Annotated in this window: 18 protein-coding genes; 10 read left to right on the top strand and 8 right to left on the bottom strand. The window is 63.9% G+C overall.

Going from position 1 to position 15,606, the window contains the following annotated elements:
* Positions 1-61 precede the first annotated feature (61 nt).
* Positions 62-613 (bottom strand): cytochrome b, encoded by a 552-nt coding sequence (locus AC0L23_RS14635; RefSeq protein ID WP_473357066.1) that lies wholly within the window; start codon positions 611-613, stop codon positions 62-64.
* 173 nt (positions 614-786) lie between these two features.
* Here AC0L23_RS14635 and murI point away from each other — a divergent pair, with 173 nt between their 5' ends.
* From murI to AC0L23_RS14605, 6 genes are all read left to right on the top strand, one after another.
* Positions 787-1,584 (top strand): glutamate racemase, encoded by a 798-nt coding sequence (gene murI / locus AC0L23_RS14630; RefSeq protein ID WP_473357065.1) that lies wholly within the window; start codon positions 787-789, stop codon positions 1,582-1,584.
* 61 nt (positions 1,585-1,645) lie between these two features.
* Entirely contained in the window at positions 1,646-2,419 is a 774-nt protein-coding gene (locus tag AC0L23_RS14625; RefSeq protein ID WP_085349355.1) for an HpcH/HpaI aldolase family protein, read from the top strand.
* Between the two features lie 62 nt (positions 2,420-2,481).
* Positions 2,482-2,856 (top strand): cupin domain-containing protein, encoded by a 375-nt coding sequence (locus tag AC0L23_RS14620; RefSeq protein ID WP_473357064.1) that lies wholly within the window; start codon positions 2,482-2,484, stop codon positions 2,854-2,856.
* A gap of 105 nt (positions 2,857-2,961) precedes the next feature.
* A complete protein-coding gene (locus AC0L23_RS14615; protein ID WP_018455541.1) occupies positions 2,962-3,729 on the top strand; it encodes an acyltransferase in 768 nt (255 codons plus the stop codon).
* A 196-nt stretch (positions 3,730-3,925) separates the two neighbouring features.
* On the top strand, positions 3,926-4,543 hold the full coding sequence (gene rpsD, locus AC0L23_RS14610) for a 30S ribosomal protein S4 (protein ID WP_204511654.1): 618 nt from the start codon (positions 3,926-3,928) through the stop codon (positions 4,541-4,543).
* 90 nt (positions 4,544-4,633) lie between these two features.
* Entirely contained in the window at positions 4,634-5,701 is a 1,068-nt protein-coding gene (locus AC0L23_RS14605; protein ID WP_473357063.1) for a threonine aldolase family protein, read from the top strand.
* On the opposite strand, the gene AC0L23_RS14600 is transcribed toward AC0L23_RS14605, so the two are convergent.
* From AC0L23_RS14600 to grxD, 4 genes are read right to left on the bottom strand one after another with little or no spacing between them, the layout of a single operon-like run.
* Positions 5,702-6,964 (bottom strand): serine hydrolase domain-containing protein, encoded by a 1,263-nt coding sequence (locus tag AC0L23_RS14600; RefSeq protein ID WP_473357062.1) that lies wholly within the window; start codon positions 6,962-6,964, stop codon positions 5,702-5,704.
* A gap of 1 nt (position 6,965) precedes the next feature.
* The gene (locus AC0L23_RS14595) at positions 6,966-8,252 is read right to left on the bottom strand and encodes a serine hydrolase domain-containing protein (protein ID WP_247377884.1); all 1,287 of its coding nucleotides are present in this window, start codon (positions 8,250-8,252) and stop codon (positions 6,966-6,968) included.
* 46 nt (positions 8,253-8,298) lie between these two features.
* Positions 8,299-8,850, bottom strand: coding sequence for an O-acetyl-ADP-ribose deacetylase (locus AC0L23_RS14590; RefSeq protein ID WP_018455537.1), 552 nt, complete (start codon positions 8,848-8,850; stop codon positions 8,299-8,301).
* A 3-nt stretch (positions 8,851-8,853) separates the two neighbouring features.
* The gene (gene grxD, locus AC0L23_RS14585; RefSeq protein WP_007602294.1) at positions 8,854-9,180 is read right to left on the bottom strand and encodes a Grx4 family monothiol glutaredoxin; all 327 of its coding nucleotides are present in this window, start codon (positions 9,178-9,180) and stop codon (positions 8,854-8,856) included.
* A 240-nt stretch (positions 9,181-9,420) separates the two neighbouring features.
* On the opposite strand from grxD, the gene egtB reads away from it, so the two are divergent.
* Both egtB and egtD read left to right on the top strand, forming a co-directional pair.
* Positions 9,421-10,713: an ergothioneine biosynthesis protein EgtB gene (egtB, locus tag AC0L23_RS14580; protein ID WP_166517618.1), complete on the top strand. Its 1,293-nt coding sequence runs from the start codon at positions 9,421-9,423 to the stop codon at positions 10,711-10,713.
* Between the two features lie 52 nt (positions 10,714-10,765).
* Complete coding sequence (gene egtD / locus AC0L23_RS14575) at positions 10,766-11,737, top strand: L-histidine N(alpha)-methyltransferase (RefSeq protein ID WP_085384329.1); 972 nt, start codon at positions 10,766-10,768, stop codon at positions 11,735-11,737.
* A gap of 25 nt (positions 11,738-11,762) precedes the next feature.
* Here the strand turns inward: egtD and AC0L23_RS14570 are convergent, their stop codons facing one another.
* A complete protein-coding gene (locus AC0L23_RS14570; RefSeq protein ID WP_085358889.1) occupies positions 11,763-12,956 on the bottom strand; it encodes a low temperature requirement protein A in 1,194 nt (397 codons plus the stop codon).
* 24 nt (positions 12,957-12,980) lie between these two features.
* Positions 12,981-13,217 (bottom strand): BolA/IbaG family iron-sulfur metabolism protein, encoded by a 237-nt coding sequence (locus AC0L23_RS14565; protein ID WP_007602284.1) that lies wholly within the window; start codon positions 13,215-13,217, stop codon positions 12,981-12,983.
* Positions 13,218-13,427: 210 nt separating this feature from the next.
* Here AC0L23_RS14565 and AC0L23_RS14560 point away from each other — a divergent pair, with 210 nt between their 5' ends.
* The gene (locus AC0L23_RS14560; protein WP_018455532.1) at positions 13,428-13,787 is read left to right on the top strand and encodes a DUF427 domain-containing protein; all 360 of its coding nucleotides are present in this window, start codon (positions 13,428-13,430) and stop codon (positions 13,785-13,787) included.
* 186 nt (positions 13,788-13,973) lie between these two features.
* Here the strand turns inward: AC0L23_RS14560 and AC0L23_RS14555 are convergent, their stop codons facing one another.
* Positions 13,974-14,147, bottom strand: coding sequence for a DUF1328 domain-containing protein (locus AC0L23_RS14555; protein ID WP_007602280.1), 174 nt, complete (start codon positions 14,145-14,147; stop codon positions 13,974-13,976).
* A 190-nt stretch (positions 14,148-14,337) separates the two neighbouring features.
* Here AC0L23_RS14555 and AC0L23_RS14550 point away from each other — a divergent pair, with 190 nt between their 5' ends.
* Complete coding sequence (locus AC0L23_RS14550; RefSeq protein ID WP_247491406.1) at positions 14,338-15,516, top strand: acyltransferase family protein; 1,179 nt, start codon at positions 14,338-14,340, stop codon at positions 15,514-15,516.
* The last annotated feature ends 90 nt before the right edge of the window (positions 15,517-15,606 follow it).

Raw genomic sequence — 15,606 nt, 5'->3', positions numbered from 1 at the left:
ACTCCGTCATTGCGAGCGCCGCGAAGCAATCGCGGGTGCGATGCTTCCTCCCATGTCCGCCCTACCCCGCCTCGTCCGTCACCATCCGCGCCACGATGCGGTCGCGGCGGATGAAATGGTGCCACAGGGCGGCGATCACGTGAATCGCGATCAAGGCGAGCAGCACATAGGCAAAGAGGATGTGGCGGTCTTCATAGACGCCAGCCGCCGCGCGGTCGGGAGCCGTGAATTGCGGCACGTGAAACAGGCCGAAGAAGTCCGAATAATCAGGGGCGTGCGCACCGGAATGCGCCCAGCCGAGCAGGGTGACGACGATGACGGCGAGGTAGAGCGCGCCGTGGCTGAAATGGGCGGCGACCTTCTGCCAGCGCGAGGTCCCGGCCGGCCTGATCGGCGTCGGGTTGACGAGGCGCCACACCAGGCGCAGCACGGTGAGCAGCAGGATCACATAGCCGATATCGGCGTGGATCGAGCGGTAGAAGAAGCGGTCGGGACGCGCCGGGATGTGGTTCATCCACCACCCGAAGCCGATCATGCCGATGATGATCAGCGCCAGACTCCAGTGCAGCCATCGGGAAATGCTGCCCCAGCCGTGACTGGTATTTCTGATCATGTCGGTGCTCCGGAGTTTTGCGGGCCTGTCCCTGTCCGCACCGCCGTACGGCAGCTGATACCGGGAACATGTGGCCGTCGCGAAATTGAATCGCTCCAAAATAGCCCTAAGTGCCCTTGCCGCAAAACCGCCCCAAAAACCGAATGGTAACGATGGCGGGCTAGAGTGTTCACGTGACCCATTCTCCGACGATTCTGGTGTTCGATTCCGGCCTTGGCGGCCTCACGGTCCTGCGTGAGGTCGTGGCTGCGCGCTCCGACGCGCATTACGTCTACGTCGCGGACGACGCCTTCTTCCCGTATGGCCACCACAGCGAGGACGAGATCATCGCCCGCGTGGTGCCGCTCATGGGGGAATTGATCGGCATGCACGATCCTGACCTCGTCGTGATCGCCTGCAACACGGCGTCCACGCTGGTCCTATCGCATCTGCGCGCCGCTTATTCCCTGCCCTTCGTCGGCACGGTGCCGGCGATCAAGCCAGCCTGCGCGCAGTCGAGGAGCCGGCGCGTGTCGGTGCTCGGCACCAGGGGCACCGTGAAGCGCGAATACACCAAGGCGCTGATCCGCGATTTCGCGCAGGGTTGCGAGGTGACACTGGTCGGCTCGCCCGAGTTGGCCGCGCTGGCTGAATCCGAGCTCAGCGGCTCTCCCGTCAGCGACGACGCCATCCTCGCCGAGCTCGCCCCGTGTTTCGTGGGCGATGCCGGGGACGCAGGCGCACGCACCGACACCGTGGTGCTCGCCTGCACGCATTACCCGCTGCTGCTCGACCGGCTGAAAAAGCTCGCCCCCTGGCCGGTCGACTGGATTGATCCGGCGCCCGCGATCGCCCGCCGCGTCTCGGATCTGCTCGGCCCGCACACCGCTGGCATCGCGCAATCCGGCGCCGAAATGATCTTCACCTCGAACCGCGTGCATGGCCTTTCGACCATGCTGACGCCGTTCTTCGGCGGCCGCATTCCAGCCTGATCTTGCGCCTCGACGCCCCGCTGCTAGGGTCCGCCGTCGTCGTTTCCTACAGGTTCTTCCCATGTCCGTCCCGACCACGCCGCTCAACCGTCTTCGCCAGCTCTGGCGCGAGGGTCGTCCTGCCTTCGGCGCGATCGCGACGATCCCGAGCGTGCAGACCGTGCAGATCATGGCGCGCTCTCTCGACTGGATCATCGTCGATCTCGAGCACGGGCCGATTGGACTGACCGAAGCACATGCGATGATCGCGGCCACCACCGGCACCCCATGCACGCCGCTGGTGCGCATCGCGGCGAACGAGCCATGGCTTGCGAAGGCACCGATGGACATCGGCGCCTTCGGCATCAATTTCCCGATGATCACCAATAGCGCGGAGGCCGAGAAAGCGGTGCGCAGCGTGCGCTATCCTCCACGCGGCGATCGGCTCTGGGGTCCGTTCCATGCGCCATTCCGCTGGGGCCAGTCGATGCCGGACTACATGGCCAGCGCCGACGACGAGATGATCTGCATGATCACGATCGAGCACGTCGACGCCGTCAACCGCATCGACGAGATCATGGCCACGCCCGGCATCGATGTAGCTGTGATCGGCCCCGGCGATCTCGCCACCTCCATCAACAAGCGCGGCCAGATGGACGATCCGGAATTGCTGGAGCTGGTGGCGCGGGCCGAGGCCGGCATCCTCAGAAGCGGTGTGCCGATCGGCGGTGTGGCCCGTACCGCGGACCAGGCCAACGCCCTGGTCGACCGCGGCTACCGCGCGATCGCGCTCGGCTTCGACTGGTCGCTATTCCAGCGCGGCATCATGGCAGCGTTCGAGGGGATCAAGCGCTAGCCATTGAGTCTTGCCGGGAACCGCGGCGCTGCTAGGCTCAGCCGTTCCAGGGAGGAAAAACCATGCTCAAAAAGACTTTGCTCGCTCTCGCCTTCACCGGCCTCGCTGTTGCCGCCTTCGCCCAGCAGCCCGGCATCAAGCGCACCCCGCTCCAGTTTCCGGATGGCTACAACACCATCACGGCCATCGCGGAGGTCCCGGCGGGCGGCGCGGCCGGACGCCATACCCATCCGGGCATCGAGACCGGCTACGTGCTCGAAGGTGAACTCAATCTCCTCATCGACGGGCAGCCGGAAAAGAGGCTGAAAGCCGGCGATTCCTACCAGATCCCGGCGGGCGTCGTGCATGACGCCAAAGCCCACGGCGACAAGGCTATGAAAGTGCTTGGAGTTTACGTCGTCGACAAGACCAAGCCGCTGGCCTCGCCGGCGCCCTGATGCGGCGAACCGACCGGCCCCACGCGGGTTGGTTCGTGCTAGAGCAGGCGGCGAGCGGGAACCCCGCTCGCTGCACAAACTTTAATCAGGGGAAACCAAAGAGCGATGCGCGGGACGCCCAAGACCATTTCGCTGCCGCGTCGCCTGATTATCGACCTCATGCACGCCTCGATGGGCGTGCCCTTCGTGTCGCTTTCCCGTTCGCTCGATATCGGCCCCCTGCTGGAGGCCCGCGCGGGCGCGATGGCGCCAGCCGGCTGGGCGGCCATGTTCGTCAAGGCTTTTGCCCTCGTCGCCAGGGACGAGCCGGTCCTGCGTACCGTCTATGCCAAATGGCCCTGGCCGTCGCTTTACGAGCTGCCGAAGAGCGTGGCGTCGGTGGCCATTGCCCGGGTCGAGGGCGGCGAGGAATGCGTGATCCCGCAGCGAATCGCGGCTCCCGAGGCCATGACGCTGACTGCGGTCGACGCCGAGATCCGGCACGCAAAGACCGCCCCGATCGACGAAATTCCCATGTTTCGCAAGATCATGCGGGCGACCCGCCTGCCGCTGCCGTTGCGGCGGCTGTCTTGGGCGATCGGGCTGAATTTCGGCCGGCAGCGCGGCAACTGGTTCGGCAGCTTCGCGGTGAGCTCGGTGGCCGCCTATGGCGGTGGCGAGCTTCACCCGATCACGCCCGGCCCCTTCATCGTCAGCTATGGGGTGGTCGGGCCTGACCAGACCATCCATGTCGTGATCCGCTGGGATCATCGGGTCACCGACGCCGCCCCGATCGCCCGCGTCCTGACCCGGCTGGAACAGGTCCTGAACACTGAAATCGCTGCCGAATTGCGTGCGGCCGGGTCGAAGTCGATCCGGGCAGTCGGAACGTGATTCCGGGCCATTCGCATTGACAGCGAGCCCCAAATCCCCCTAAAAGCCGCTTGCTCGCGGGCCGATTTCGGCCCGCGAAGCGTTTCGCGACCCGTGGTCCTGTCCCTTAAGCTTTGGGATCGGACCTGTCAGTGCCGGGCTAGCCCGTCACACAGGAGGGCGCGTTTCCTCAAACCAAGTACCTGAAGAGGACGCGATGACTAAGCGCAGTGAGGCGAAGTACAAGCTCGATCGCCGTATGGGCCAGAACATCTGGGGCCGCCCGAAGAGCCCCGTGAACCGCCGCGAATACGGCCCCGGCCAGCACGGCCAACGCCGCAAGGGCAAGCTCTCCGACTTCGGCGTGCAGCTCCGCGCCAAGCAGAAGCTGAAGGGCTATTACGCCAACATCTCCGAGCGTCAGTTCCACAGCATCTACGTCGAGGCCAGCCGCCTCAAGGGTGACACCGGCGAGAACCTGATCGGCTTGCTCGAGCGCCGTCTCGACGCGGTTGTGTACCGCGCCAAGTTCGTCTCGACGATCTTCGCCGCGCGCCAGTTCATCAACCACGGCCACGTCAAGGTGAACGGCCGCAAGGTCAACATCTCGAGCTATCTGGTCAAGCTCGGCGACGTGATCGAGGTCAAGGAAGCCTCCAAGCAGCTCGCCCACGTCCTCGAAGCCAGCCAGCTCTCCGAGCGTGACACCCCCGACTATCTCGAAGTCGACCATGGCAAGATGACCGCGAAATACATTCGCATCCCGCACCTCTCCGACGTGCCGTTCCCGGTGCAGATGGAGCCGCATCTGGTCGTCGAATTCTATTCGCGCTAAGATCTGAATATCGAAAGGCCCCGGTTCGCCGGGGCCTTTTTTGCTTAAAGAGCCACACTTCAGTGGCCGTTTACCTTCAGGAGGCGTCGCATGCTCTATACCCCTCCCCCGATCGATCCCAAGGCGCCGCCGGTGCGCATCAATCTGCTCTCGGACACGCAGACAAAGCCGACACCTGCGATGCGCGAGGCGATGGCGCGGGCGGAGGTCGGCGACGAGCAGGTCGGCGACGATCCGACCGTGAACGCCCTGTGCGAGCGCGTGGCCGAGCTGCTCGGCAAGGAAGCCGCGGTGTACATGCCGTCAGGCACGATGTGCAACGTCACCGCGACGCTGGTGCATTGCCGCCCCGGCGACGAGATCCTCGCCCATGAGAGCGCCCACATCATCGCGCGCGAAGGCGGCGCGCATGCCGCGATCGGCGGCTTTCAGGTCACGCAGCTGAAGGGACCCGACGGCCAGTTCACGCCGGAGACCTTTCGCAGAGCGCTGCATCCGCGTACCCGCTACCAGCCGCCGCAGACGGTGGTCAGCGTCGAGCAGACCGCCAATATCGGCGGCGGTACGGTCTGGAAGAAGGCCGCGCTCGACGAGATCGTCGCGATCGCGAAACAACATGGCCTCGTCACCCACATGGACGGCGCGCGCCTGCTCAATGCCACAGTTGCGAGCGGCATCTCTCCGCGCGACATGACCGCGGGGTGGGATTCGGCCTGGATCGACTTTTCGAAGGGCTTGGGCGCGCCGATCGGAGGCGTGCTCGCGGGCTCGCGCGCCTTCATCGATGCGGTCTGGCAGTGGAAGCAGCGCCTCGGCGGCTCGATGCGACAGGCCGGAATCTGCGCGGCGGCTTGCATCTACGCGCTCGACCATCATGTCGATCGGCTCGCCGACGATCACGCCAACGCGCGCGCGCTCGCCCGCGGACTGTCGCAGATCGCAGGCATCGAGGTGCAGGAGCCCGAAACCAACCTGGTGTTCTTCAAGCCCGATGGTACCGGCATTCCCGGCGACAGGATGGTCGCGGCGCTGCGCCAGCGCGGCGTGACGCTTGCGATGATGGATGGCCGCATCCGCGCCTGCACGCATCTCGACGTCAATGCGAGCCAGGTCGAGGAGACGATCGGATATATCCGCGAGATCGTGCGCGGAGCGTAATCACCGCCCCATCGCCTGGTAGATCAGCGTCTTCAGCGCCAGTTGAATCCGGCCGCGCTGCGTCGGGGTCTGCACCATGAAGATCCCGAACAGATCGTCCTCGGGATCGATGAAGAAGAACGTGCCGCCGACGCCGTCCCAGCGATATTCGCCAAGCGGCCACGTTGTTCCAGGAGGCACCGAGGTGCGCACGGCGAAGCCGAGGCCGAAGCCGGAAGACCCGCCCGGATAATAGTTCTGGTCGCGCGCGATCTTCGTCTCCGAACCGATATGATCCGACGCCATCAGCGCAATGGTCTCCGGTTTGAGATAGCGTCGGCCGTCATAGGTGCCGCCATTCAGCAGCATCTGGGCGAAGCGGGCGTAGTCGCCGATCGTACCGACCATGCCGCCGCCGCCCGATTCCCAGGTCGCAGGCCGCCTGATGTCGCGGACCTGCGTCGTCGGATTGATGTTGCGATCCTCCGGCATCGGCTCGGCGATGCGCGGGAATTTGGCGGGATCGGCGACGAAGAAAGCCGTCTCGGTCATGCCGAGCGGATCGAGCAGCCGCTCCTTCTCGAACTGCAGCAGCGTCTTTCCCGCAATGATTTCGACGACGCGGCCGAGCACGTCGGTGGAATAGCCGTAATCCCACACCGTGCCGGGCTGCTCGACAAGCGGCAGCGTGGCGATCTTGGCGGCGAATTCGGCGTTGGTCAGATCGCTGTTGAAGAGATTGGCGTTCGCATAGAGCTCGCGCACCATGCCGCCGCCGTAATAGCCGTAAGGCAGCCCCGAGGTGTGGCGCAGCAGATCCTTGATCGTGATGGGTCGCTCCAGCGGCTCCAGCACCAGGGCGACTTTGCCGTCCTCGGCCTTCTTCTCGATGCCGACCTTCATGCCGGCGAAGGCCGGAATGTATTTCGAGACGGGATCGTCGAGCGACAGCTTGCCCTCCTCGACCAGCATCATCGCCATGACTGAGGTAACCGGCTTCGACATCGAGTAGAGGCGGAAGATCGTGTCCGCGCTCATCGAGAGTTCGGTCGCGACGTCGCGGACGCCGAAATTCTGATAATAGACCGGCTTGCCGTGCTGCTGAAGCAGCAGGATGGCTCCGGGGATCTTGCCGGTGGCCACCTCGTTGCGGATGTAGTCGGAAACCTTCGCCAGCCCCGCGGGCGAGAGCGTGTGGACCGCAGTTCTCTCGGAACCTGCCTTCGCAACGATGCCGCCGGCGAGAAGGACGAGCGCCGCGATCAATGCGCGGCGCCCGAACATGTCAATTCTCCATCGCTTCATAAACCAGCTGCTTCAATGTTCGCTGCACGCGCTGGCGCTCGGTCGGGGTCTGCTCCAGCAGCACGAAGAACATGTCCTGCTTGGGGTCGACCACGAAATAGCAGCCGGAGGCGCCATCCCATTTCAATTCGCCGAGATCGCCGGGCGGCGGCGGTTTTGCGTTGCCGGGGTCGGTGCGCACCGCAAGTCCGAGACCGAAACCAAAACCGTCGCCGGGGAAATAAAAATAATCGCGATCGACGCCCGACTTGGGGCCGATCTGGTCAGTCACCATCAGCTTGAACGTCTCGGGCTTGAGAATCGTCTTGCCGTCGAGATTGCCGCCCTGGAGCAGCATCTGCGTAAAGCGCTCATAATCGGCCATGGTCGTGACCATACCGCCGCTGGCGAACTGGATCTTCTTGACGACCGTCGGATCGTTGATCCGCCCGACCCGGAAATCGCTGTCGTTCGGGACCGGCTGCGCCAGCAGCTTCTGCTTCTCGGGATCGGTGACGAAGAAGCCGGTGTCGACCATGCCGAGCGGGTCGAGCAGCTTCTCCCGTTCGATCTCGATGAGCGGCTTGCCGGCCGCGACTTCCATGACCCGCGCCAGGATGTCGGTGGAATGGCCGTATTGCCACAGCGCGCCCGGCTGGTTGTGCAGCGGCAGTTTTGCGATGCGCTCGGCGAACTCCGCGAGGTCGAAATCGCCGGCATAGATGTTGGCGTCGCGATAGGCCTTGCGGACCAGGCTGTCGCCATAGAAGCCGTAGGTGACGCCCGAGGTGTGCGTCATCAAATCGTGCACCGTCATCGGCCGGTTGGGCGGCACGAGCTCGAGCGACTTGGTGCCGTCCTCGGCCTTCTTCTCGACGCCGACTTTCACATTGGCGAAGGAGGGAATGTATTTCGAGACGGGATCGTCGAGCTTGATCGTACCTTCCTCGATCAACTTCACTGCAACGACGGAAGTGATCGCCTTGCTCATCGAGAACAGGCGGAAGATCGTCTTGTCGGTGATCGGCGCCTTGCTGACGGCGTCCTGCACGCCGAAGACTTCGTGGTAGACGGGCTTGCCATGTTGCTTGATGAGGACGTTTGCCCCTGCGATCTTGCCGGTCGCGACCTCGTTCTTGAAGAACTCGGTGATCCTCGCGAGCTTGTCCGGATTGAAATGCGCGCCGGCCGGAATCTCGTAGGTGCCCTCCGCCCGCGCGAACGACATCGTACCTAACGATACAAGCGCAGCGCAGACAAGCGCGCGCAGTCCAGACTGTGAAATCATATCCCCTCCCCGGAACATGGCCCGGCGGAGTGTACCGACCACGTCATCAGGCACAAGGGCCGCCGTACCGCGCCAAAGCGTCCGCGTGCAGAGCCGCGCTCTTTTCCGAGAAACAGCAAAATATGACGTCGACGACCAACGGCGCGGCCGGCAGGGCCTCAATGGTCGCATGGACCGCAATCTTCGCGGCCTGGTCGGCTGGAAAGCCGTAAACCCCGGTCGAAATCGCGGAGAACGCCACGGAGGTCAGCTGATTGGCCCCGCAGAGCTCAAGCGCACGGCGATAACAGGAGCCCAGCGCCTCTGCCTCACCGCGAGTGCCGCCGTGCCAGACCGGACCGACTGCATGGATGACATGACGCGCAGGGAGAAGGTAGCCCTTCGTGATCTTGGCATCGCCGGTCGGGCATCCTCCGAGCTTCCGGCACGCGGCTAGAAGCTCGGGCCCGGCCGCCCGATGGATCGCGCCATCCACGCCGCCCCCACCCAGGAGCGACGTGTTGGCCGCGTTGACGATGGCGTCAACGCTCAGCGTGGTGATGTCAGCAACGATGACCTTGAGCTCCGCGCCGCCGATCCGGCGCGTCAGCTGGGTCACGTATCAGGCCGCGACAGCGACGCCCTTTTCGGAGAAGAGCTGCTGCAATTCACCGGCTTGGAACATCTCGCGGACAATGTCGCAGCCGCCGACGAACTCGCCCTTCACATAGAGCTGCGGAATGGTCGGCCAGTTCGAATAGTCCTTGATGCCGTTGCGCAGTTCGGCGGATTCGAGAACGTTGAGGCCCTTATAGCCGACGCCGATGTGGTCGAGGATCTGGACGACCTGGCCGGAGAACCCGCACTGCGGAAATTGCGGTGTGCCCTTCATGAACAGAACCACGTCGTTCGACTTCACTTCGTTGGCGATGAATTCCTCGATGCTCATATCCGTGTCCTTATGGGGCGGAGCCCACTCCAATTGCTTCGGGCTGGCTCCGCCGATCTAACCCGATACCTGGGTATATATGTAGCCCAAACCGTTGTGCATCCAAAGTAAAATGGCGGCGAGCTGCCTCTTGTGGACCGCTCTCGGCTGCACCGGCCCATTGCATGATGCCACGAATATCATCGTCAGGGAGGACTTTCATACCGTCACGGAGCCCCTATCTAGGACGAACCCGGCGTTTTGGAACCCGTCCACACCAACAACGTTCTCTTGTCCTGTCTGGAGAAAAACGTGACGAAACAAGCCTCCGCTCCGGCCCCCGCTCCGTCACTGTCGGTCGATTTGGGCGGCCTTGCCCAGAGGCTGGAAGACGCGTTTCTCGCCGTTCGCGACGAGACGGAGCGCCGGGCCGCGCCACTGTCGCCGGAGGACCAGCAGATCCAGTCCATGCCGGATGCGAGCCCGACGAAATGGCACAGAGCGCACACCACGTGGTTCTGGGAGCAGTTCGTGCTCGGCGAGCACTGTGCGGGCTACCGGCCCTTTCACCCTGACTTCGCCTTCCTGTTCAATTCCTATTACGTCAGCGCCGGTCCGCGCCATTCCCGCAATCACCGCGGCGACATCACCCGTCCGAGCGCCGATCAGGTCGGCGCTTATCGAAAACATGTCGACGCTGCCGTCGTGAAATTCTTCCGCGACGCCGGCGAGGACAAGCTTCGCGAGATCGCGCCGCTGGTCGAGGTCGGCCTCAATCACGAGCAGCAGCATCAGGAATTGATGTTCACCGACATCCTGCACGCCTTCGCGCAGAACCCGATCCCGCCGGCCTATGATCCGGACTGGCGCTTCCCGGCCGCGACGCCGGCCAGCGAGGATTGGCTGACGCTGAACGAAGGCATCCACACCGTCGGTCACGTCGATGATAGTTTTCATTTCGACAACGAGAAGCCGGCACACCGCGCCCTCGTCGGCCCGGTCAAGCTCGCACGCAATCTCGTCACCAATCGCGAATGGCTCGCCTTCATGCGTGACGGGGGCTACCGGACCGCAACGCTGTGGCTGATGGACGGTTTTGCGGCCGTGAACAACGAGGGCTGGGACTGCCCCGGTCATTGGCGCGAGATCGACGGCCAATGGCATGTGATGACGCCGGCCGGCCTCAAGCCGGTCGATCCCGACGCGCCCGTCTGCCACGTCAGCTATTACGAGGCTGACGCCTTTGCGCGCTGGGCCGGAAAACATCTGCCGACCGAGATGGAATGGGAGGTCGCGGCCCGCTCGGGCCAGCTCAACGATGCCTTCGGCATCGTCTGGCAGTGGACGCGATCGTCCTACTCGCCCTATCCCGGCTATCGCGCGATCGAAGGCGCGCTCGGCGAATACAACGGCAAGTTCATGGTCAACCAGCTGGTGCTGCGCGGCTCTTCGCTTGCAACTCCGGAGGGGCACAGCCGTATCACCTATCGCAACTTCTTCTATCCGCACCACCGCTGGCAATTCACGGGACTGCGGCTCGCCGACTACGAGTAAAATTCTCATCCGACGACAAATGCGCGCCGGACAGCGCGTTCAGGAGAGTATCATGAATGTGCACGCTAGCGCCTTGGCCGAAGCCCATCTTCCCGACGAACAGACCACCGCCTTTGCCCGCGAGGCCATCGAGGACCTGTCGCAGCAGCCTAAAAAGCTGTCGCCGAAATATTTCTACGATGCGGCCGGATCTGAATTGTTCGAGGCCATCACGCGGCTGCCGGAATATTACCCGACGCGCACGGAGCTAGCGATCCTGAAGGAGCGCGGCAGCGAGATCGCGAAAATCATTCCGGAGCACGCGGCCCTCGTCGAATTCGGCGCAGGCGCGACCACAAAGGTCCGCCTGCTGCTCAACCACTGCAAGTTCGCGGCCTATGTGCCCGTCGACATCTCCGGCGACTTCCTGACGGCGCAGGCAAACGGACTGAAGCGGGATTTTCCGTCACTCGGCATCTACCCGGTGGCGGCCGACTTCACCACGCCGTTCGAGCTGCCCAAGGCGGTGGCGACCATGCCCAAGGTCGGGTTCTTCCCAGGCTCGACCATCGGCAATTTCGAACCGCATGAAGCGCAGGCCTTCCTGAAGAGCGCACGCGCCATTCTGGGCCGCGGCGCGCAGATGATCATCGGCGCCGATCTCGAGAAGGAGGAGCGCCTGCTCCACGACGCCTATAACGATGCCGCCGGCGTCACCGCTCGCTTCAATCTCAATGTGCTGGTGCGGATCAACCGCGAGCTCGGCGGCAATTTCGACCTTTCCGCCTTCACCCATCGCGCGATCTACAATCGCGAGCGGCACCGCATCGAGATGCACCTGATCAGCAAGAAGAGCCAGACCGTGCGCCTGCTCGGCACCAGCTTTTCGTTCCGCGCCGGCGAGAGCATCCACACCGAGAACAGCTACAAATACAGCATCGAGCGCTTCGCGACGCTGGCGCAAGGCGCGGGTTGGCGGGTGCGCGAGAGCTGGACGGATGCGGCGAAGATGTTCTCGGTGCACGCGCTGGAGGTGGCGGAGTAAGCGCTCCGGCGCCAATGGCGGCGGCTCAATGCTCCTCGGCTTCTTCCGGCGTCGATCCCAGCGAAACCGACTCCCATACCGCAACAACGATCATGATCACCGTCGCGGCGACCGACAGCCATAGCGGCGACAGTTCGGCGGCAAACCACCACAGTGCCGCGAGCGCGATGATGCCAATCCCGTGCGAGAGCTGGAGGAAGCCGCGGATCGCGTGCTTGAACAGGATGGTGCCGACCAGGAACAGCAGCGGCCCGCCGATCGTGCTCACGATGATCCTGACATCTGAATGCCCCACCGGATGCTTCAGCACGAGTTCGTCGGAGACCGCGGTCAGGATGATGCCGGCGACGATCGGCATATGCAGGTAGGTGTAGGCGAGCCGCGCCAAGCGGCCGGATTCGGCGGATCTCGAGATGCGCTCGGCTCCGGCCTCGGCGCCCTTGTGGAAATAGACCCACCACATCGCGATGCTGCCGACCAGCGCGGAGACGAAGGCCGAAATGTTGTCCGCGGTCCAGTCAAGCTCGGCAAACGTCGCGCCGTTGACGACAACGGCCTCGCCAAGCGCGATGATGACGAACAGCGAGCAGCGCTCGGCCATGTGGCCGCCTTCGACCGCCCAGGCCTCGACCGACGAGAAGCCCAGCTTGGGGACCCAGAAGCGCACCGCCGGCGAGACATATTCGATCGTCAGCGCCACGATCCAGAACCATAGCCGCGCCTCGTCATGGGCGAGGCCGCCGAGGATCCAGAAGATCGCGGAGAACGAGAGCCACGTCAGGATGCGGATTGCATTGTGCCGGACCGCAGTTCGATGCCGCGGCGTGGCAATCATCCAGAAGGCGGTGCGCCCGACCTGCATCGTTGCGTAAGCGATCGCAAACCACAGGCCCCGCCCCTCGAAGGCGGTCGGGATCGTCGTCGACAGCACGAGGCCGCCCAGCATCATCAGGAAGAGCAGGATCCGGACCGGCGTCAGCTCGGGATCGAGCCAGTTGGTGACCCAGGCGGTGTAGACCCACACCCACCATACCGCGAGAAACAGCACCGCGACGTGCACCGCACCGAGCGGCGTGAAATGGTGCAGGAGTGTGTGCGAGACCTGCGTGATCGCGAAAACGAAGACCAGGTCGAAGAACAGCTCGGCATTGGTGACGCGGCTGTGCTGGTTTGGCAGGATGACGCGAAACATCGCGCCGCGCGGATTGTCCGCAGCCATCGTCATCACCCCGTCACGATCAGATCAAGCGCCCGGCACCCCGGTTTGCAGCGCCAGCGCATGCAGCACGCCGCCCATCTGGCCGCGGAGGGACTGATAGACGATCTGGTGCTGCTGGACGCGGGACTTGCCGCGGAAGGTCTCCGAGATCACGGTCGCGGCATAGTGATCGCCGTCCCCGGCGAGGTCACGGATGGTCACCTCGGCATCGGGGATCGCTGCCTTGATCATCGCCTCGATATCGTGGGCGTCCATTGGCATTCGGGTCGTGCTCCTGTCTCGGCTGCAATCAGTCTTGTCGTCGAATCGCTGCCGGGGTCCGGTTCTACAAAGCCAACCTTCCGGCGCGGCCAAACTTAGCGTGAACGGCCTTCTACGTCACGCCTTCCGGCACTATATCGGTGATCCGATCTGGATAAAGCCACGACAAAGTGCCGCGCGCGGCAGAGTGATCGAAAAAGGCGTGAAATCATGAAGCTTCCAGGGCCCGACCACCCCATCACCATCACCCCAAATCCCCGGCGCGTCCGCGTCACAGCCGGCGATATCGTGATCGCCGAGACCACCAAAGCGCTGACGCTGAAAGAGGCGAAATATCCGGCAGTGCAATATGTGCCGCGGCAGGACGCCAACATGGCGCTGCTGGAGCGCACCGACCGCGTCACCCACTGCCCCTACAAGGGGGATGCGAGCTATTACAGCGTCAAGGCGGACGGCAAGACACTGGACAACGCGATCTGGACCTATGAGGCGCCCTTCCCCGCGATGACCGAGATTTCGGGCCATCTCGCCTTCTATCCGGACAAGGTGAAGATCGAGGAATTGGGGTAACTGCTTCCGTCATGGCCGGGCTCGTCCCGGCCATCCACGTTTTTGGGCAATCGCGGATACAGAACAACGTGGATGCCCGGGACCCGGCTCCGCCGAGGCTTCGCCGGGCTATAATGTTGGGCCGGCGAAGCTTCAGCGAAGACGGCAAGCCCGGGCATGACGACTGTGTGCGTGGGCCGCGCCCCGCTACGCCCTGAATATCGTCAGCCCCAGGATCAGCAGCACCAGGAAGATCGCGACGAACACGTAGAACAGGAAGCGGGCGATGTCGGCGGAGGCGGCCGAGATGCCGGTGAAGCCGAGCACGCCGGCTACGATCGAGACAAGTAAGAAGATCAGCGCCCATTTCAGGATCGTCATTGCCAGCTCCGAAATTGTACCGCCTGCCGCGGTCCTCAAGCCCTTTTGGCGAACGCTAACTTCGTCGCAGGGAACTGGTTCCTGGCGGTCTCAGAGACCTGCGGGCGTCCCAAACGACCCTTGCTGAATCCGGTTCCCGGCGGCAAAGTCCGGACGGGACAGCAGCGCGACCGGGGCGGCCACGATGACGATGTCACATTCAGCGACGATCGGGGCAGAGGCGCACGCGGCGCCGAGGGCCAAGGCGCGCAATCTGTCGCTCGATCGCGCCCGCACCTTCCTGACGCTGGTGGTGCTGCTGCACCACGCCGTGATTCCCTACACCTATTTCGGGCACACCGATCCGGCGTCCTGGGCCGGTTTCGACGTGGTCGTGCTGGCCACCGACAGCTTCTTCATGGCAATGTTCTTCTTCCTGTCGGGACTGTTCACCTGGCCCGGCATCGCGCGCAAGGCGCCGTCAGTTTTTCTCCGCGACCGCCTGTTGCGGCTCGGGCTGCCGTTCGCGATCGCGGCGTTCACCGTCATCCCGCTCGCCTATTACGCGATCGCGCTGCGGCACGATCCCGGGCTGAGCTTCACGGCCTTCTGGTGGAAGACGATCACGGTTGGCCCGTGGCCGAGCGGCCCGATCTGGTTCGTGTGGGTGCTGCTGGCATTCGACCTGACCGCGAGCCTGCTCTACCGGGTCTCCGCGCATCTGGTCGACCCGGGCAACCGCGTGTCGCTGCGCGGATTCGACCAGCCGGCCGTATTCTGGCTGCTGCTCGTCGTCGTCACGGCAATCGCCTACGTGCCGGCGCTGCTCTATTTCGGCGGCAGCAAATGGTTCGAGCTCGGGCCGTTCTCAGTGCAGGCGAGCCGCATCCTGCTCTACTTCGCCTATTTCTTCATCGGCGTCAGCGTTGGAGCGGCGAACTTCGATCGCGGCATTCTCAGCGCCGGCGGGCAGTTGCCGAAACAGCGCTGGCTGTGGGTGATCGCCACGCTGATCCCCTACTGCCTGATGTGGGGCATGATCTACATCAAGCGCGAGATCCTCGGTAATCCCGACCCGCAGCCGCACTGGTACCAGGCGATCTACGGCACGTTCTTCGTGCTGTTCTCAGGTTCGATCCTGCTCGCGATTCTCGCGTTCTTCCTACACCAGAAGTCGCCGGGCCCGAACCTGCTCGACCGCATGCAAGCGGATGCCTACGGCATCTTCCTGGTGCACTACCCGATCGCGTTGTGGATCCAGTACGCGCTGTTCGACTACAGCCTGCCGGCGATCGTGAAAGCCACGATCGGCTTCGTGCTCACGGTGGTCCTGAGCTGGGTTCTGACGGCGGCCTTACGGAAGATTCCGGGGGCCTCGCACGTGTTGTGAGGCGCGATACCCGTAGCCCGGATGAGCGTAGCGATATCCGGGAAACCTCACGACAAAGACCCGGATATCGCTTCGCTCATCCGGGCTACC

The sequence above is a fragment of the Bradyrhizobium sp. MI1.4 genome, from assembly GCF_055811315.1.
This window is presented reverse-complemented; position numbering and strand designations above follow the sequence as displayed.